The sequence below is a fragment of the Sedimentisphaera cyanobacteriorum genome (genome assembly GCF_001997385.1).
Lineage (GTDB): Bacteria > Planctomycetota > Phycisphaerae > Sedimentisphaerales > Sedimentisphaeraceae > Sedimentisphaera > Sedimentisphaera cyanobacteriorum.
In genome coordinates this window covers 765,496-784,706 of the sequence record NZ_CP019633.1, presented here as the reverse complement: position 1 = coordinate 784,706, position 19,211 = coordinate 765,496, and the positions used below count along the sequence as shown (strand labels likewise).

The 19,211-nt window shown below is 44.9% G+C and carries 15 protein-coding genes; 7 read left to right on the top strand and 8 right to left on the bottom strand.

What is annotated here, in order from left to right:
* Positions 1–6 precede the first annotated feature (6 nt).
* Positions 7–1,782: a glutamine hydrolyzing CTP synthase gene (gene pyrG / locus L21SP3_RS02985; RefSeq protein WP_077539274.1), complete on the top strand. Its 1,776-nt coding sequence runs from the start codon at positions 7–9 to the stop codon at positions 1,780–1,782.
* Positions 1,783–1,842: 60 nt separating this feature from the next.
* Here the strand turns inward: pyrG and rpiB are convergent, their stop codons facing one another.
* Both rpiB and L21SP3_RS02975 read right to left on the bottom strand, forming a co-directional pair.
* Complete coding sequence (rpiB, locus tag L21SP3_RS02980; protein WP_077539273.1) at positions 1,843–2,298, bottom strand: ribose 5-phosphate isomerase B; 456 nt, start codon at positions 2,296–2,298, stop codon at positions 1,843–1,845.
* A complete protein-coding gene (locus L21SP3_RS02975; RefSeq protein WP_077539272.1) occupies positions 2,295–3,404 on the bottom strand; it encodes an L-threonylcarbamoyladenylate synthase in 1,110 nt (369 codons plus the stop codon). The genes rpiB and L21SP3_RS02975 overlap by 4 nt, the downstream gene beginning before the upstream one ends.
* A 154-nt stretch (positions 3,405–3,558) precedes the next feature.
* Between L21SP3_RS02975 and L21SP3_RS02970 the strand changes: the two genes are divergently transcribed.
* From L21SP3_RS02970 to L21SP3_RS02945, 6 genes are all read left to right on the top strand, one after another.
* Complete coding sequence (locus L21SP3_RS02970; protein WP_123785120.1) at positions 3,559–4,401, top strand: metallophosphoesterase; 843 nt, start codon at positions 3,559–3,561, stop codon at positions 4,399–4,401.
* Positions 4,398–5,807 (top strand): efflux transporter outer membrane subunit, encoded by a 1,410-nt coding sequence (locus L21SP3_RS02965; protein WP_077539270.1) that lies wholly within the window; start codon positions 4,398–4,400, stop codon positions 5,805–5,807. Before L21SP3_RS02970 ends, L21SP3_RS02965 begins: the two co-directional genes overlap by 4 nt.
* Before the next feature lie 20 nt (positions 5,808–5,827).
* Positions 5,828–7,003, top strand: a complete 1,176-nt coding sequence (locus L21SP3_RS02960) for an efflux RND transporter periplasmic adaptor subunit (RefSeq protein WP_077539269.1) — start codon at positions 5,828–5,830, stop codon at positions 7,001–7,003.
* Positions 7,003–10,158 carry an efflux RND transporter permease subunit gene (locus tag L21SP3_RS02955; RefSeq protein ID WP_077539268.1) on the top strand — a complete coding sequence of 1,052 codons (3,156 nt, stop codon included), beginning with the start codon at positions 7,003–7,005 and terminating at the stop codon, positions 10,156–10,158. The genes L21SP3_RS02960 and L21SP3_RS02955 overlap by 1 nt, the downstream gene beginning before the upstream one ends.
* A gap of 80 nt (positions 10,159–10,238) precedes the next feature.
* A complete protein-coding gene (locus tag L21SP3_RS02950; RefSeq protein WP_077539267.1) occupies positions 10,239–10,715 on the top strand; it encodes an NfeD family protein in 477 nt (158 codons plus the stop codon).
* 22 nt (positions 10,716–10,737) lie between these two features.
* Positions 10,738–11,757 (top strand): SPFH domain-containing protein, encoded by a 1,020-nt coding sequence (locus tag L21SP3_RS02945; protein WP_077539266.1) that lies wholly within the window; start codon positions 10,738–10,740, stop codon positions 11,755–11,757.
* Between the two features lie 79 nt (positions 11,758–11,836).
* On the opposite strand, the gene L21SP3_RS02940 is transcribed toward L21SP3_RS02945, so the two are convergent.
* The 6 genes from L21SP3_RS02940 to L21SP3_RS02915 form a co-directional block, all read right to left on the bottom strand.
* Positions 11,837–13,309, bottom strand: a complete 1,473-nt coding sequence (locus L21SP3_RS02940; RefSeq protein ID WP_077539265.1) for a radical SAM protein — start codon at positions 13,307–13,309, stop codon at positions 11,837–11,839.
* Positions 13,310–13,317: 8 nt separating this feature from the next.
* Positions 13,318–13,983 carry a 7-carboxy-7-deazaguanine synthase QueE gene (locus L21SP3_RS02935; RefSeq protein ID WP_077539264.1) on the bottom strand — a complete coding sequence of 222 codons (666 nt, stop codon included), beginning with the start codon at positions 13,981–13,983 and terminating at the stop codon, positions 13,318–13,320.
* The gene (locus L21SP3_RS02930; RefSeq protein WP_077539263.1) at positions 13,970–14,563 is read right to left on the bottom strand and encodes an ABC-type transport auxiliary lipoprotein family protein; all 594 of its coding nucleotides are present in this window, start codon (positions 14,561–14,563) and stop codon (positions 13,970–13,972) included. The genes L21SP3_RS02935 and L21SP3_RS02930 overlap by 14 nt, the downstream gene beginning before the upstream one ends.
* On the bottom strand, positions 14,560–15,648 hold the full coding sequence (locus L21SP3_RS02925; RefSeq protein ID WP_077539262.1) for an MlaD family protein: 1,089 nt from the start codon (positions 15,646–15,648) through the stop codon (positions 14,560–14,562). The genes L21SP3_RS02930 and L21SP3_RS02925 overlap by 4 nt, the downstream gene beginning before the upstream one ends.
* A gap of 171 nt (positions 15,649–15,819) precedes the next feature.
* The gene (gene rpsD / locus L21SP3_RS02920; RefSeq protein ID WP_123785119.1) at positions 15,820–16,434 is read right to left on the bottom strand and encodes a 30S ribosomal protein S4; all 615 of its coding nucleotides are present in this window, start codon (positions 16,432–16,434) and stop codon (positions 15,820–15,822) included.
* A 182-nt stretch (positions 16,435–16,616) separates the two neighbouring features.
* On the bottom strand, positions 16,617–18,845 hold the full coding sequence (locus L21SP3_RS02915; protein WP_161488071.1) for a glycoside hydrolase family 76 protein: 2,229 nt from the start codon (positions 18,843–18,845) through the stop codon (positions 16,617–16,619).
* Positions 18,846–19,211: the final 366 nt, after the last annotated feature.

Here is a 19,211-nt window from a genome sequence, read left to right as displayed (position 1 = left end):
GTTAAAATGTCCCAAAAAAGGGAAGACATATTTGCAAGCATCAGCAATAAATCCTCGGATACTGAATTCTTTTCTCCTGTGCCTAAAGGATACGTTAAGGGTAAAACGAAGTATGTAGTAGTTCTCGGTACAGTAATGAGCGGTCTTGGCAAGGGTATATTTTCTTCCTGTGTAGCCAAACTTATGCAGGACAAGGGTCTGAAGGTGTCCCCTGTAAAGCTGGAAGGATACCTCAATATGGATTCTGGAACGCTGAACCCATTCCGGCACGGAGAGGTATTCGTGCTTGATGACGGGATGGAATGCGACATGGACCTTGGAACATACGAAAGGATGCTGAATATAGACCTTTCCAAGCAGAATTTCAGCACCAATGGTCAGGTATTCAGCTCAGTGCTCAAAACAGAGAGAGGCGGGGGCTATCTCGGGCGGGATGTTCAGGTTATCCCGCATGTTACAGGTGAGGTAAAACGCAAGCTGAGAGTGCTGGCAAGAGACAGTGAGGCGGATGTTGTGTTCGTTGAAATCGGCGGTACAGCAGGCGATCTGGAGAACGCATTCTACATAGAGGCAATGCGTGAACTGGCCAACGAGGAGGGCGACAGCAACTGCTGCTTTGTAGCCCTGACTTACATACTAGCCCCGCAAACATTGGGCGAGCAGAAGTCAAAGGCCGCCCAGCTGGGCATCAGAGAGCTGCTCCAGAAAGGTATTCAGCCCTCGATTATTGCGTGCAGATGCGAAGAGGAGGTTACCGAGCAGGTTCGAGAAAAGATTAGCCTTTTCAGCAATGTTCCTTTCAGCAATGTTTTCAGTATGCACGATTCGAAAAGCATATACCTGATACCCTCAATGCTCAGAGACAGCGGCGTAGATTTCAGCATCATCAAGATGCTTGGGATTGAAGATAAGATTGATCTGCGCAAGGAGCGCAGTGAGTGGGAGAAATGGTGCGATTTTACCGATCGGGTAACCAAAGATCATAAGAATGAGGTAACAATAGGCATTACCGGCAAATACATATCCGTTCGAGACAGCTACGCCTCAATCAGCAATGCCATTGAACATTGCGAGGCTTGGCTTGGCTGCAAGGTGAATGTAGAGTGGATAGAGGTTACAGATATAACCCCCGAAAATACAGAAAGCGCTCTTAGAGGTGTTGACGGTATAATAGTCCCCGGCGGGTTCGGCGTGCGCGGCACTGAGGGAAAGATTGAATGTATAAGGTTTGCAAGAGAGAACGGTCTTCCATATCTCGGTCTCTGCCTTGGTTTTCAGATGGCAGTTATTGAATATGCGAGAAATGTATGCGGGATCAAAAACGCAAACAGTTCAGAGATAGCCCCCAACTGCAGCAGTCCTGTGATTAACCTTCTGCCGGAGCAGAAAAAAATTGAAGGTCTTGGGGGGAATATGCGTTTAGGCGGAAGAGATGTAGAAATTAAGAAGGATACGCTTGCATATAAGCTTTTCGGAGATGTGCTTTCGGCAAGACTCAGATTCAGACACAGATATGAGGTTGACCCGGAATATATCCAAGAGCTTGAAAATGCGGGCTTGGTGTTTTCGGGCAAAGCGCCAAATCATCCGATTATGCAGATTCTCGAGCTGCCTGAACACCCGTATTTTATCGGCACTCAGGCGCATCCCTGCCTAACCTCAAGACCTCTAAATCCAAGTCCGATGTTTTTGGGGCTTATCGTGGCAGCTATGAAGCATAAATACCCGGGGATTTATCCTGAAGATGCATCATCTCTGGTAAAAAAAGCTGTTCGCAAATAGTTTTATAATCTCATAGAATCAGAGTATTTACATATTATAGGCTGATGAAGGCTTTATAAGCTATTCCCTAGGGTCTTCGCCCTGCTCTATCTTGCGAACCTTGTCAAGCCTCTGCTGATGTCTTCCGCCCATAAAGTCTGTTTCCAGCCACACTTCAACTATCCTTCTCACAGAGCTTTCTCCGAGCAGGTCGCCTGAAAGGCAAAGCACGTTGGCATCATTATGCTGCCTTGAAACGCGTGCGTTTATTTCATCAAAACACAGAGCACCGCGCACATTCTTTACCTTGTTCGCAGTTATGCACATCCCAATACCCGTACCGCAAATGAGGATTCCTCTGTCCGCCTCGCCATTAGAAACAGCAATAGATGCTGAATAGCCCACATCTGGATAATCAACAGGGCTTTTGCCGTCAGAGCCGTAATCTACGCATTCGTGCCCCATTTTTTCTACAAGGCCTCTGATAAGTATTTTTGTTTCGTAACCTCTGTGGTCGTTAGCTAAAGCTATAATCATAATACAATTTCACCTAATCTTTTATTGACCGAATCCTCCAGCAATTCTACGAATTCCTGGAAGTTTTCGTCTTTCCCGTCCGGTTCAATTATGTTTTTGCCTTTACGCAAAAGATAACATTTATCACGAACTTGAGGGTAGAATTCGAGTATTCTATCCCTCTGTTTTTCAGCCATAACAAATATCGCATCGCTTTCTATAATATCTTTTTCAGAAAGACCGGTAGTTATATGCCCGTCCAGATTACCGCCGATAGATTTCGCAAATTCCATCGCAGCTTGATGTGCAGGCTTGTCGATCTCGATTTTTACTCCTGCACATGAGATATTATAGCCTTTTTCCTCGAGCTGGGAAACACTGCATTCAAAATTTTCCGCAAGCCTTTTTCTGCAAAGCTCGGCAGCTATAGGGCTGGAAAGGGTGTTGGCTTCGCAGACAAAGAGCAGCTTAATCGCAGAAATATCCAAAAGTTCCTGCTCTTTTACAGCCCCCTCCCTTAAAACCATAAGCTTGTTTTGAGATATCATAGCTACTGTGCTGTTCAAGGCCTCCGAGCAGACGCCCCCGTCGATTACAGCATCAATTTTCCCGTCAAACTGCTTTATTACCTCTTCTCCGGTTACAGCAGGCTCTTTGCCGGATATATTTGCGCTAGTGGCAACTACGGGAACTCCGGCCAGATATAAAAATCTCGCTGCGGTTTCTTCATCCGGACATCTGATGCCCACAGTCTGGTTGTGATATATTGAATCCCATTTTTCAGCGAGTTTTCGATGCTTGCGGCTCATTTTTTCGGGCGAAACATTGAAAACCATCGTAAGCGGCCCTGGCCAGAAATTATCTACTATCTTTTTAGATTTCAAATCGATATCAGGAACATAACTGCTCAAGGCCTCCGGAAAAGGTATATGCAGAGAATAATATTTCCCCTCTTTCCTGCTCTTGAGTTCGCTGAGCTTGGACGCAGTTTCGCTGTCTGCTCTCGCTGCAAGCCCATAAACAGTTTCCGTAGGGAAAGCTACGATTCCGCCCCTTTTCAAAATCTCTGCCGCTTCGGAAAGCTCATGAGATTCTATCTCTAAGTTTTGATATATTTTTGTATGCATAGAATTATTATTATACTATTATTTTAGACAGAATCAATCGTTGTTAATCGTTGAACAAGCCTGATGGTTGCGTATAATTCTTTTGCAAATTTATTAAAGCTCTGCTGTATTGAAAAGGTATGTCTTGAATTTTTTAAATAATAAAGAACCCGGTATGATTAATGCAGATATTGAGGACATCACTGCAATGAGAATCCTCAAAGCTGCAAGGTTTTGGAATCGTGCTCGAAAAGATTATTTCAACATCAAAGTTCGCAGTTACAATCTTGCTTTTTCCAATCTGCCGAAATCATTTTCAGGAAAGAGAATTCTCTTTCTTGCAGACATCCATTATCCGGGCAGAGAGGGCTTTCATGATAAAGTTATGGAGATAATAAAATCACTCGATTTTGACTATTGTTTTTTAGGCGGCGATTATGCTTGGGGAGACGGGGAATTTCCCGTATGGGTTTGCAGGTTTATGAACTCTCTTCTTGAAGAAATAAAGGGTAAAAAAGCCGTAATTCATTCTATTCTCGGTAATCACGACTCACTTTTTATAGCAGAGCATCTTGAAAAGGCTGGTGCCGGAATGCTTATAAACAGCTCAGCATTGATTGAATCACCGACGGGAGAGAAGATCTGCGTTGCAGGGCTTGGAGACCACCACAACTTGCACAATGACGACTGGGACGCTATGATAAGCTCGATAGAAGCTCCGGACGCATTCAGAATACTGCTCTGCCATAACCCCAACTATTATTCAAGGGCTCAGCAGGCAGGTTTTGCTCTTATGCTTGCAGGGCATACGCATGCCGGGCAGTTTTGCCTTCCAAGCGGCATCCCCGTTTATACAAACTGCCGGGCTCCTATGCGGTACGCCAGAGGGCAATGGAAATACAAAAATCTTGTCGGAATAACTACCGCTGGCGCAGGCAGCAGCAGGCTCACGGCAAGGCTGAACTGTCCTGGTGAAATAAGCATTGTAACCCTGCTGAGGGATAAAAATACGCTATGAGTAAATTGTTAAACATATTTTTGCTTTTATACGCTATAATGATTGCCGGCTGCACGGTCGGAGAAGACTACAGCAGGAAAAAGTATTCCCCTGATGTGCCGAATGAATTTATAAATAATCCGGAAAACTTTTCCAATGCTGAGAGCAGATACGAGAAATGGTCTGGTAAATGGTGGCAGCAGTTTAAAGACCCAGAAACTAACCGGTTAGTTCAAGCGGCCTTAGAGAATAATTTGAGCATTAAATCAGCATTTTCAAGGGTTAAGCAGGCAAAGGAAAACCTCAACATTCAGGCCTCTCAGGACTGGCCTTATGCTAAGCTGGAGCTGTCCGCCTCAAGAGGAAAAGAAATGCCGGCATACAAACCGTCAGACAACCTTCAGGCAGGGCTTCGAATCAACTATCTTCTGGATCTTTTCGGCAAGCAGGCTTCGGGTGAGCAGGCTGCTCTTCAAAGATATTTGGCCAGTGTAGAGAGCCGTCTGGCAGTTATGCATTCAGTGGTATCGAGCACGGTAAAATTAAGGGCTCTTTCGGTTGTGGCAAAAATGCAGCTGACTGTCAGCAGGCAAAATGCAGACAGCTGGCAGAAAACTGTTCGCACAGTCGAAAGAAGATACCGAAACGGAGTATCGAATATCTCTGAGGTATATCTTGCAAGACAAAACTTGGCTTCAGTGAATTCTGAGACATCTGATTACGAAAAGCAGCTCAAGGACTACCTTTATTCGCTTGATATAATCCTCGGACGCGCTCCGGGCAGCACCGAGCTTAAAGGCGATTCTATAGGACTTCCTGAGCCTGCGAAGATTTCAGATATGATACCCGCCAGCCTTCTTGACCGCAGACCTGACCTTCGGGCAGGCAGGCGCAGGCTTTCAGCGTCGGTTCAGGATTTGAATGTAAGCATTGCTGATATGTATCCGCAAATATCCCTTACGGCCTCCGGCGGCAGGCTGTCCGATGACTTTTCCGGTCTTTTGGAAAGCAGCAATTCAGTTTACTCTCTCGCAGCTAATATCACCCAGCCTCTGTTTGAAGGCGGAAGGCTGAAGGCAGCGGTGAAATACAATCGTGCGAGAGTGGAAGAACTTGCCTTCGAGTATTCAAAATCTTTTCTCGATGCGTTGAAAGAGGTGGAAACACTTCTGCTGCAGGAGCGTCTTTATAACACCCAGCTAAAACATCTCAAGGAAAGCCTCAAGCAGGCAGAGAAGGCTGAAAGAAGCATCAAACGTGAATACAACTCAGGTCTTGCGCCTTTTACCGCCCTGCTTCAGACTGAGAGACGCAGGCGGAATACGGAGTTTCAGGTTAATTATATGATAGGTCAGATTTGGGTAAACAGATGCAATCTTCATCTTGCCCTTGGCGGTAATTGGGAGATGAAAAATAATGACAAATAAATCTAAGCGAGGCTGCGGAAATGCAAAATAAGGAAAAAGCTGTAAGACCGGCTGCTCAGGCAGTTTTATTCCTTCTGATTCTTGCAGCAGCGGGTCTCGGTGCGTATATTATTTTCAAGAGCAGGGAAAAAATCCAGCCTGAAAAGGCTCCTAAACTGATCCCTACAGTTGAGACAGCAGTTGCAAAGCTCAAAGACACGCCTGTAATTATTGATAATTACGGAAATGTTGTGCCGGAAACATCATCGCAAATCGTCAGCGAAGTGCCCGGAAAGATAACCAGCTTTGAGATAAACGAGGGCGAAAGTTTTCAGAAAGGGTCTGTTCTGCTTGAGATAGACCAGCGGGATTACGAAATCGCCCTTGAAACAGCAAAGGCTTCCGTGGCAGCTGCAAAGGTTAAGCTAGACAAGGAGCTTGCTCAGGCTGACGTGGCCAAAAGAGAATGGAGAGAGCTTCACCCGAATAAAGAGCCATCTAACCCGCTTGTATTGAGGATTCCTCAGGTTAATGAGGCAGAGGCTGCCCTTGAAAGTGCAAAAGCAAGACTGGAAAAAGCCAAACTCGACCTCAACAGGACTCAAATTTCAATACCTTTCGACGGAATCGTTACTGAGAAATTCAAAGAGGCAGGCGAATACATAGCTCCCGGCGAGCCGGCAGCGAGAGTTTATTCTACAGAGATTTTCAATGTGGAAGTCCCGCTGAGAGATGAAGACCTGCAGTGGTTCGCTGTTGGGGGAGAAAACGCAGGCAAGGTGGAAATTGAAGCTGAATATGCCGGCAAAAAATATATTTGGAATGGTCGGGCTGCCAGAAATGCCGGCATGGTAAACCCGTCGACGCGAATGGTTACTGTAATTGTTGAGCTTAATAAAGAAGGCTTTAAGGATTCAGGGCTAACCCCTCTTCCCGGAATGTTTGTTAAGGCGAGTTTCATCGGAGACGAAATAAAGAATATCGCGGCAGTACCATCCACAGCTGTTCATAATATGAAAGAGGTTTGGGTGGCAGCTCCGAAAAACAGGCTCGAGATCAGAAAAGTTGATGTCCTTCGAATAGACAGAAAATATGCATATATATCCAAAGGCCTGGAAGACGGAGAGAAGATAATTACCAGTATGATTGATTCCCCAGTTGACGGAATGAAAATCAATCCTATGGAAAGTCAGAAAAAACAATCGGAGCAGGATTGATGGATTCACGTAAAGGGCTTATAGGCTGGTTTGCGGGAAATCACGTAGCAGCGAATCTGCTTATGTTTGTAATAATAGGCGGAGGGATTGCAGCGTCTCTAACAAGCAATCTTGAGATCTTCCCTGATATAGACAACAAGATGATCACAATATCGGTTCAGTATCTCGGAGCTTCGCCTGAAGAAGTTGAAACAGGGATTTGCCTTCCTTTAGAGGAAGCGGTTTCGGGGCTGGAAGACATCAAGAAGGTGTATTCCACGGCCTCGGAAGGTCTGGGCTGGGTGCTTGTAGAGCTGGAAGATTTCGCTGATACAAGCGAGATGCTCGATGAGATAAAAAAAGAAGTTGACCGAATAAGGACATTCCCTGAAGAAGCTGAAAAGCCGGAGATATCTGAGGTTGACCAATCCGACCATATCGTAACTGTAATGGTTTACGGACAGGCATCTCAGAAATCGCTGAGAAAAATCGGCGAAGAGATTCGCGACGACCTTTTAGACAGCGAAACGATTACCCAATGCAGCATTAAAGGGGCTCCTCCCTACGAAATATCGATTGAAGTATCAGAAAAGATGCTTCGAAAATACAACCTCACGTTTAGGCAAATCAGCAGAGTTATAGCTGAGTCTTCAATTGATGTTCCGGGAGGTTCTATAGAAACCCGCAGCGGGGAAATACTAATCCGCACTCAGGGACAGATGTACTCAGGCGAAGAATTCGAGGATATAATCGTTAAAACCAATAAGGACGGCAGCGTCCTGCGCCTCTCTGAGCTAGGGGAGGTTATAGACGGCTTTGAAGAAACCCCCATGATCACACGGTTCAACGGAGAGCCTGCTGTGCTTGTGGAGGTTGGCAGAGTAGGCAGGCAGGATGCTGTAGATATAGCTGCAGAAGTTGAGCATTACGTAGAGAAAAACCGAGGCTCTCTGGCCGCCGGAATTAGCATGCAGACATACAACGATTATTCTGTGCATCTGCGTTCAAGGCTCAGCCTCCTGCTCAACAACGGCAGAAACGGTTTGATACTCGTATTCATCTGTCTTCTAATCTCGCTGAATATAAGGCTCTCGTTTTGGACAACCCTCGGGATACCGATCTCGTTTATGGGCGGGATGATTATCTTATCTTTTCTCGGCGTTTCGATAGATATGCTTTCTCTGTTTGCCTTTATAATATGTTTGGGTATAGTTGTAGATGATGCTATCGTTGTAGGAGAGAATATCCATGCGCTGCACCAGAAAGGTGTGCCTGCCGCAAAGGCCGCTGTACAGGGCGCAAAAGAGATGGCCAGCCCCGTTACTATAGCTGTTCTAACGACAATAGTAGCGTTCCTGCCAATGATGTTTACAATCGGGATAATGGGACGGATACTTCGAGTTATTCCAATAGTGGTTATATCCGTTCTTGCCATATCATTGGTGGAATCTCTTCTTATCCTGCCTGCCCATCTCGATGCTTCAATGAAAAAAACAGGCCGAGACAGACCCGGAAGGCTCAGAAAGCTCATAGACAGCTCCCACGAGAAATTTTCTCAAGGGGTTTTCAAAAGCTTTATTGCAAGAATAATAAGCTGGCGATACGTTACTATGGCCTGCAGCCTGTTTGTTTTGATTATTACATTCGCGGTAATTCGAGCAGGCTATATAAAATACACTTTTTTCCCTTCCGTTGATTCAGATACGGTTAGCGTTTCTATAGAAATGCCCGTTGGAACGCCTTCTGAAAAAACTCAGAATGCTGCAGCTACAGTAGAAAAGGCCGGCAGAAAAACAGCCTCCGAGCTGACTGAGAAATCCCAATCGGAAAAATCGCTGGTAAAATATATAACCACTATTGTAGGAAAATCTCAGATTGTAGACAATTCTCCCGGCCCTCAAATATCTGACAGTTCTGCTTCATCTCATCTCGCTGTAGTGGAGGTAGAGCTGCTCAGCGCTGAGCAAAGGAGTATTTCCTCGAAGGAATTTGTAAACAGATGGCGTGAAAATGTAGGTTTGATACCGGGCCTGAATTCTATTGAGTATAACTATACTATGCAGGACGCTGGTGATGCTGTAAAGATAGAACTTGGAAACAGGGATTTTGAGAGGCTTAAAACATCCGTTGAAATTTTCCAAAAACGAATATCTCAGATACCGGGCGTGAAGGATATTAAAGACAACTTCGAACAAGGCAAAAGGGAGATTAAGCTTTCTCTCTCACGTGAGGGAAGAGATGCCGGACTAACCTTGGCAGACATTGCGGTTCAGGCACGACAGGGCTTTTACGGGGATGAAGTGCAGAGGATTCAAAGGCAAAAGGATGAGGTTCGCATTATGCTCAGATACCCGTACGAGAAAAGAACCACTCTCAGGGACATTAAAGACGTAATGATAAAAACTCCGGACTCAAGGCAGATACCATTCGAAACTGCTGCAAATATAGAATACGGAAGAGGCTATTCACAGATCAACCGCTCCAACAGACAGCGCACGATTACTGTAAGCGCGGATGTTGACCCGCTCGAGGCGAATTCACAGGAGGTTAACAACTACATATTCAGCACAATCCTTCCGAATATGGGAAAAGACTACCCCAACCTCACGTATGATGTGGAGGGTGAGCAAAAATCAATGAATGAGAGTATGTCGAGCCTTGGGAAGGGTTTTATTTATGCCTTTTTCGGGATCTATTCACTTATAGCTGTGCAGTTCAGGAGCTATATCCAGCCGGTTATCGTGATGAGCGCAATTCCGTTCGGGATTATAGGTGCTGTTGCAGGGCATTTACTGATGGGCTTTGATCTATCACTTATGAGCACATTCGGCATAGTTGCGCTTACAGGGATAGTGGTGAATGATTCGCTTATCCTTATAGACCTGATTAACAGAGAACGAAAAAACGGCTTAACCCTTTATCAGGCGGTTATAGACTCTGCCGCAAGCAGGCTGCGTCCTATCCTGCTAACCACATTAACCACCTTTTTCGGCCTTGTACCAATGATTCTTGAGCAGTCTCTGCAAGCGCAGTTTCTGATTCCGATGGCTGTCAGCCTTGCTTTCGGTGTACTCTTTGCAACCTGCATCACCTTGATACTTGTCCCCTCTCTATATATGATAATAGAGGACATTCATTGGTCTATTTTTACAGCAAAAAATGCACGAAAAAATTAGAATTTTTATAGATATTTGTTTGGCCTTATGTTAATATTGCATGCAGATAAAGATTGATTTTTATTCTAAAGGTATAAAAAGTGGATTGGCTCAGCAATTTTACAGACCCCTTTTTCCTCTGGATGGTAGCTGGAATAGTTCTGATTTTTCTTGAATTTTCCTTCCCTGGTTTTATCGTAGTGTTTTTCGGAATAGGTGCAATCCTTACAGCAATAATCACTCAGCTGGTATCCGGATTTGTTACCGTAGGCTTCACTGCTCAAATGATAATGTTTACAGCGTTTTCAGTTTTGAGCCTTATTTTTCTGAGAAAATATGCCAAGCGTATGTTCTACGGCGACCAGCAAAGCGGCGGCCTCAACGACTTTAATGAAGACGATTTTACCGGCAAAACTGTAAAGGTTTCCAAGGAAATAAAACCAGGACTGATTGGCAAAGTTGAGTTTCAGGGAAGTGTGTGGAATGCTGAGAGCAGCGAGAGGATAAAAGAAGGTGAATATGCTGAGATAATCTCTCACAAAAACCTTACTCTAATTGTTAAAAAGGCAGGCAAATAGTTTTTTACAGGAGAAAGCTTAAATGTCAGGTTCAATTATCATAGCAGAAATATCAGTAGGCGGAATCATTGCATTTCTCTTTGGGATTCTGGTTGTTATTGCACTTATCAAAACAGCACGGGTGGTTCCTCAGAAAACTGCATTTCTAATTGAAACCCTCGGAAAATACAAAAAAACACTCAGCGCAGGCTTTCATATTCTTATCCCGTTTATCGACAAGGTGGCCTATAAACATACGCTCAAGGAACAGGCAATTGATGTTCCCCCTCAGCAGTGTATTACCAAAGACAACATTTCCGTTGAGGTTGACGGCGTACTTTATCTTCGTGTTATCGATGCGGTGAAAGCATCTTACGGAATTGACAATTATCATTTTGCCTCAATCCAGCTCGCTCAGACAACTATGAGAAGCGTTATAGGCAAACTCGAACTCGACAAAACTTTCGAGGTTCGGGAGGAGATAAATCAGACAATTGTTGATGCTGTTGATAATGCTTCAGATCCTTGGGGCGTTAAGGTAACAAGATATGAAGTAAAAAATATTATCCCGCCCCAGAGCATCAAGGATGCAATGGAAAAACAAATGCGTGCTGAGCGTGAGAAGAGGGCTATGATAGCCGAATCCGAAGGGCAGAGACAGGCAAAGATCAACCGAGCTGAAGGCGTTAAGCAGGAGTCTATAAGCCTCAGTGAAGGCGAGAAAATGAAGCGGATCAATGAGGCAGCGGGAAGGGCCTCAGAGATCAAGCTTGTTGCCAAGGCCACATCCGAAGGCCTCAAGATGATTTCTACCGCTATAAACGAGCCCGGCGGAGCTGATGCGGTTAATCTTCGCATTGCTGAGCAGTACATCGGCGAATTCGGCCGGCTTGCCAAAACTAACAATACTATGATAATACCAAGCGACCTTGCGGATATTTCAGGGTTTATCAAAACCGCTTCTGAGGTGGTTAAAAACCAGAGCATAAGCCCGAAAAACCCAGCTAATCAGAAGACTCAAAAAGACAGAAACGCTAAAAGCTCAGCAGCCCAGCAGCAGTAAGACGCTTTGAAACTGCAAAAGCTGACCCGCAGAAAAAGCGTTCTAATACCTAATAGCGAATGCAGGCAGAGACAGCAGTCTAAATAAGCTCTCCGGTGAGACTTCTGAGCATATGGCCGGTAATTTTAGCATCGTAAAACCGACCGAGCTGTAATCTCTGCCTTATGCCTACGATGATCGGATAGCTGCCCAGATGACGCAGGAAAGTTACGTTTCCCTCGTGGGTTTCAGCAAGCAGACCGTATAATTTATGTCCTTCGGGGAATATCCTCTTGAGCATCGGCAGGTCTATCTCTTCTCGAACCCTGCGAGCCCACGCGGAGTACAGGTGTTTGTTTTTTCGCAGATATTTGTCCCCCGCCCTTTCATAAAGCATTGTACCGGGGAACGGGACAACCTGCCTTATATTTATCCTGCGAACGAACAGATCCTTCTCGAGCATATTTTTCAGCGTCAGGAGATTCAGCTCAAGAGTACGTTCCGTTTCACCTTCAAGGCCGAGCAGAATGTTTATACCGGGAAGCAATGCAGGCATACCGTTATCTCCATAAATCCGCCCGCTCTGATTTATAATCTCTGCCGCTCTGAACGTGTTCTCTGGTGAACTGTTTAGGTTATTTAGCCGGCAAACCTCCGGATCGAATGTTTCCGCTCCCATTGCTGCGGTGCTTCCGGGCGTGAGATATTTAACGAACAGCTCGGTAAGCTCTTTATTTACAAAAGCCGGATTGGCATTGTCAATATGGAAAACCGAAGGCTTAAGTGCTTTTATGCCCGAAAGGAGCTGCTCAATTTTTTCGGGATCTGAATTCATATAGCTGTATATGCACGACTGCTTGCCGAGTCTGAAACGTGAAGCCCCGTTATCGTTTAATTCTTTAACCTCTTCGATAATCAGCTCCGGGCTTCTCCATGAGAGTTTTTGCTTGAGAGGCTCTGTGCAAAATGAACAGCCGCTCCGACGGGAACACCCCCTGCCGGTTTCAATCTCGATAATTCTTTCCGACGGTATCTGTTTGAGAAGCCCCGCCCCTTTCATAAAAGAGGCCTGCATATCTTCGTAATTATCAAAATTGTATTCTCGAATATGATTGAATATTCCGCTCTCAGGCATCTCAGCAGCAAAACCGCCCATCTGTTGAGTACCAACGGAGGCCGCTGGGCCTGTGAGGATTTTGGTGGCTTTGGAAGGTTTCAGCAGCCTCGAGATTTCCTTAAGACCGGCAGGCTGAGCGGCAAGATATTTACCGGGAGTCTGAAGGCCTGCAACTGCAATAATCTGGTCAGCAGAGCTTAGCAGTTTTTTAACCTCTTCAGGGCTTCTGGTTCGGTTCAAGAGATCGATTCGTGTTTTGCCTGTAGGAGGATCGAGCTTGCTGTCGGTAAGTTTCATAGCTAACGAAAACACTCGCAGGTCGTCTATAGTTAGGCAGTCTGCCTTTCCTTTGAGTTCTCCGAAAACTATCCTCGGATGCGTTCCTAAAAACGGAGGCACTCCAAGACCGGCAGGTTCATCAGTGTAGCAGTCGATTATTACTCTTTTTCTTGCCATAAGAGCTTTTAAGCCCCTCTTCCGCCGCCAAACAAGGTGAGCTGCAAACGCGGGCAGAAGGTGTATCCAAAACCAAGACAGTACTGAGCAACTTCAGACGCCTTGATTTGGTATTCCTCGAGAGTAGAAGCCAAAGGCATAAGCATTAGATCAGCCCTTCCGATGGCCGATATCTGTTCCACCGCCCTGCCCGCTTCAAGTACATCCTGCAAATCAGATATTACAAATTTTATCTGCGAGGAATACTCCTCTATAAGCTCCGAGATAATCTCCGGATGAAAATACTCAGCGGATTTTTCTGCATCGCCAACTGAATTGCTCAGCTTCGGGCTTATGCTCATAAGATCCACCGCAAGGTCATCTGCAGGGAGTATCCCGCTTGTCTCTAAAGTAATATGCGGGCAGATCCCTCGCAGGGCGTAGCAGAGTTCTGGTAATTCTTCCTGTATTAACGGCTCACCTCCAGTGATTACGACATTGCTGCCTTCCCTTGCCTCAGCTCTGCGAAGGATTTGAGCAACGCTCATTTCTTCACCCTCCTCAAATGATTTTGCATAATCAGTATCGCACCATGGGCAGTTCAGTGGGCAGCCCGCTGTACGGATAAATAAGGACGGTACGCCGGCAAGACGCCCCTCACCTTGGATCGAATAGAATATTTCACTGATTCTCATCGAGCCTTGCCTTAACTGCGTTTGAGATAAACTGGGCAGCTTCAGGAAAGATTTCCTCTAAACACTGCTCCCAGGAATCAATGGTATTTTTCTCATCGGCTTCACGAATCAATTTTCTAGCTTTGAATGTTTTTGAGCTTATCGGATCGGCGTTTCTTGTAGATATAAATATCTTCAGCTCTATTACCGCTTCAGGTTTCGGCTTGTTTTCAAAATCAGCATAGAATTCGTTGATTATGCCGGTGATAATATATTCGCTTTTGATGTTTTCCGGCTGAACATTGAATCCGATTGAATCAAGCCATTGACTCAGGCGGCTTTGTACCATTGAGTTCTTAGGGGAAATGAATTTCCTGTAATGGTCTATCTCATAAACGCCTTCAGCTTTTCGGTAAGTAAAATTTTTGTAGTCAAACGCATCTGCTGTATAGAAATGCCCGACATTTATTGGCAATTCAGGAGCCTCCAAACTCTCTTCAGGCAGGTCTGGCTCCAGCAAATACAAATCTTTTACGCTCATCGTTTCGCTTGCACAGCCGCACATAAAAGCGGCAGTAAGAATAATAATCAGTTGTCTCATTTAAGCACCTCAGACTTTTCTGGAGGATTAGAAAAAATTACCGTTGAAGGCTGCTGATTGATTTTTTCGGCAGTTTCGTTAAGTTTATCCGTAAGCCTCTTGCTGTTATCAATGAGTTTTTCGATGCTGCGTGAATTTGAAGCGGCCATAGTTCTTATCTGTATAAGGGTATCCCTGAGCTGTTGGAGAAGCTCAGGAACAGTAACATTTTCGGCTTCCACGTCTTCTATATCTAAAAGTTCATTAGCATTATTGCAGAGTTTATCGAAAGAAGCAATACCTTTATCAAACTCACCTGCAGAATCCTGAATCTTTTCAAGTGTATCAATAGCAGAATCCTGAAGACTCTTTAACTGTCCCTCTTTCAAAGATATATCCAAATCGGAAATAAGTTTCCTCGCAGTCTCTGAGGTGTTTGTTAAATCGTCTGTCAAAGCTATGAAATTATCGGATAGTTTTTCAATACGCGTATCATCAACAGCTTTGTTGGTCTTAGATAGAAGGGCATTCAGCTCACTGGAGATTTGGCCAAATTTAACTTTCGACACCTCTTTCATTATGTCCTCTGCCTTGGACAGAAAGCTGTTCATCATACTTTCAGTGGAAGGTATGCACTTATATTCCGGCTCCCATGAATACTCCAAAACGGGATAGTCTTCTGCTGGAGTAAAATAATCAACATCAAGAAAGGATATTCCCGTAATCCCTTGGGCAGTAACGCGGACACGAAGATTAGTTTCTGAAAGGTCATCTTTTTTTATTAAACTTTCCGGTGCACTCTGCGGGTCCACCGCAGTTACAACTCGAACATACTTTCCGTACTTATTGATTTGGTTGTCTTTTAGCTGGCTGTTGTAAACTTTTGAGGCGAGATCTATGCTTTCAACCCTGCCAATCTCCACCCCTCTGTACTTAAGAGGCGACCCTACGCTTAAACCCTGAATAGACTCATCAAAATAAGACTCCATATATATTTTCTTAGCACCTACAGCACCTGTGCCAAATACAACAACCCCTACTACAAGCAGAAGCAGGGCTGTTAATAAGAAAAGCCCTATGTTAAAATAATTCGGCTCCCTTGACATATCTCCCTCGGCTTATAAACCTAACTTTTTGTTCTCAGAAACACAGGTATTTATACTAAACTTTACTTTCTAATTTGCAATAACTATTTTCGGTTTTGATGAAATATCAGCCACAAAAAAACAGCGATGCAAGCCTGCACCGCTGTTTGAAAGTCTTTTTAAGCCGAAAGGCTAAAGCGTGTAAAACTCGATAATCTTCGAGAAATCTACATCAAACGGAAGACGAACTTCATCAAATTCCGGCAGCCTTGTGATGGAGGCCTTCATATTTGAAGTATCTGAGGCAATCCATTCCGGAACTGAGAGTCCGAGCGAACCGGCCTCTTCTGCAGCCTGCTGAACAAACTTTTTGCTTCGTTCTTTCACCTCAATCACATCGCCGGGTTTGACTCTAACAGACGGGATATCCACCCTTCGGCCGTTGAGTTTGAAATGAGCGTGAGATACCATCTGCCTTGCCTGCCAAATGGTTCTTGCCCAGCGAAGCCTGCGAACTACATTATCCAGCCTTGTTTCCAGAAGTGTCTGAAAAACCTTGTCTGAGGCATCCTTTGAAGACTCTGCAAGTTTCATATACCTTCTAAGCTGGTTGTTCTTGATGTTGTAGTAGTAAGCGATTTTCTGCTTTTCTTTGAGCTGAACTCCGTAAAGGGTAGGCTTCTGCCTTCTGTACCCGTGCGCTCCCGGGCGGTTGGTCTTCTTCGGGCTAACGTGCTTGGGCGTTTCCGCTACCGGAACCCCGAGAGCCCTGCTGAGCTTTACTTTTGGTTCTGTGTAATTTCCCATAAATTCAATCTCCTTCAAGATAAGTTCTGCTTGCGGGCGGGAAGCCCTTTATATTCCTGCCGCATCCTCTCGGAGCAGAACTTCCGATTACTGCAGCACAACGAAACAAAAATTTTATTGTTTTACAAATCAAAAACAAGCATTTTTTTCAAAAAAGCCGGCATCCACTCCAATTGCTCTTGTTACAAACATCCTGAACCTATGCAGCTTAGCCATCTCTCGGAGAAAATAAACAAATCATCAATACTTAAAGCTGAATCACCGTTAAAATCACTCAATGAATTTTCAACAATTCCGGTGTTTTGAAATTCTGCCCAACTTTGCGAAACCGAGGAGTAATCCTGTATGTCAACAACACAGTCCGGGTCTTTTGAATCGCCGGCTATGTCTGATTTTAGACAATGCTCAGCGAAGGCCTCGAAAATCTGAAACTCATAAATTCGAACTGCCGAATCTGCTCCCTGAGTTGGAGAAGTTATGTTCAGCCTTACGAAGCGAATCCTTTCCGGGTCTTCTAAAACTCCTCTGGTTATGCTGCCGGAATTTCCTTCAATGCAGAGGATATCGTCCCATCCGCCTTGTCCGTTTTGGCTTGCCTGAATGCAGAAATTGCTTGTATTCCAGCCTTCATATTCGCCTCCTGCTGCGGCATGGGCAACGACAAATGTGTCAACATCGTAATAATCTCCCAGATCTACAGTGATCCAATGAGGCTCTATACGTCCTGAACTTGCGCACCATTTACTGTTATTACGAAGAGAGCCGTCCACGGCCAGAGCTGGATATTCCCCGCTTATATTGCTGTCAGCTGAAACCGGCTTATTCAATGCCAGATTTGAACGCTCCTGCGGGAAACCTTCCGGATTGGAAACATTCAGTTTGAACATCTTTTCGCTTACAGTTCCGCAAGAATTCGTGCAGACTGTGGTATAAACACCCGAATGCAACAGCAAAGCAGGCTCGAATTTAATAACATTTCCAGAAGATGTAAATCCGTTGGGGCCTTTCCAGCTGCAGTTTAATGAATCAGTTTGAGCCTGAAAGCTTACTGAATCGCCAACCTCCGCATAGCAGACAGATGAATTCGTCCATTCGCTGTTTCCGGTTTTTATCAGCGGGTTAATAGAATCAGCAGAGCAGCTGTTTGAAATTATCAGCGAGGAAGTTTTATCGCCCCATCCCTCATAATTCAAGCAGTTATCGCTGAGTGTTTTTGTAAGTCTCTCACCGCTCAAATTGCCTGCATCATAGAGCCTTACATTGCAGTTATCTTCCAGCATAAAAGAGGAAACGGAATTGTTCAACACTCCCCGGAAATTCAAATCTTCAAGCGTGTAGCTGCCGTAATCCAAGCCGAGAGACCAGCCCTGATAGCTGCAGTGATTAAACAGCAGAATTGGATATTCAGGCGCTGCCCCGCCCTGAGTCCTTGCGAGTGTCCAATATGCCCTTGCTGCAGATGCCTGGTCTATCAGGTCATCAGAAACCTCCCCGCTTGCATTGTCCCAGTCTGCTGGATAGCGGCCATCGGCCATGCAGCTGTCGTGAAGAAATCTAATATATCCGGCGGCAAGATTTATCCATCTCTGATTTTTATCCGCCTCATAGAGATCAACAAAGGCATTTGTCATATCGTGGCCGCCCCATTTTCCGGTTTGATGCAGAACGTTGGTTCGTGCATTAATCATCTCTGTTTCTAAGGCATAAGCCATATTCTGGGCTTGGCGGAGATACTGCTGTTCGCCGGTAATCTCATACAGCTCCACGGCAGCCTGCAGAAACGGCGCAGTATCGTATCCAAGCTTTACATAATCCAAACTCCCATCACAATGCACGCCTTCATAAAACGTGCCTCTATCAGACTGTAAACCGTAATCACGCGCCCACTCGTATATTCGAAGCCCGTTTTCAAGGTACCTGTTTTCGCCAGTATTGCTGTAAAGGATTAAATTAGCAAGGCAGACCGGAGCTGTTGAACAGGTTCTTGTTCCGCATGTGTTGGATTCGTGCCAGCGAATGCCGCCAGAAGGGGTATTATCAGGGCCGTTTTCAAATTCCATAATAAAGTCCATAGCTTGCGCAGATCTTTCAATATATATATCCTTACCGGTAATATCATAAAGCTCGAGCATTGCCAGAACAATCCATGCATTATCGTCTGTGTATCTGTCCCCGCAGCCTCCAGCAGAGGCGTTGTAGGCGGAAAGTCCGCCTGAGCTGCACCAGTATCTGCTTTGTATTAAATCGGCCAGAGCTTCTGCTTCTGCGAGGTAGCTCTTGTCCACTTTTGCCACAGCCGCTAAAGCACCGAATACGATTCCCTGTCCCCATGCATACGCGGGTGTCCTGTCTAAAAGCGTTTTGCAGTAAAGGCCGTCTGGCATTCTGAAATCGTTCTGTATTTTTGACATACTTTCCTGACCCCATTCACGAAGCTTACTTTTTTTAAGAGCAAATGCTTCCGGGCAGAATAGATTAAACGTTAAAAGAAACAAAAGACCTGATAAAAAAAGTTCTTTCATTTATATTCTTTCTTTTTAGCTGTAATAACAAAATAATCTTTATGATAAAAACGGCAAACGGGCAAATCCGTACCTTTCAAGGGCAAAATAAACACTTGCAGTTTCACCCTAAAATATAACTGAATAGTTTTTTCATTGTTCCTTGCGCATTCTACCCAAAACAGTTATTTTGACAAATACTATTATTACATTAGAATTAATCGGCTGGAGGAAAAGAGGTAAATCTGTGTATTCGAATATTTTCTTCTTTAATCA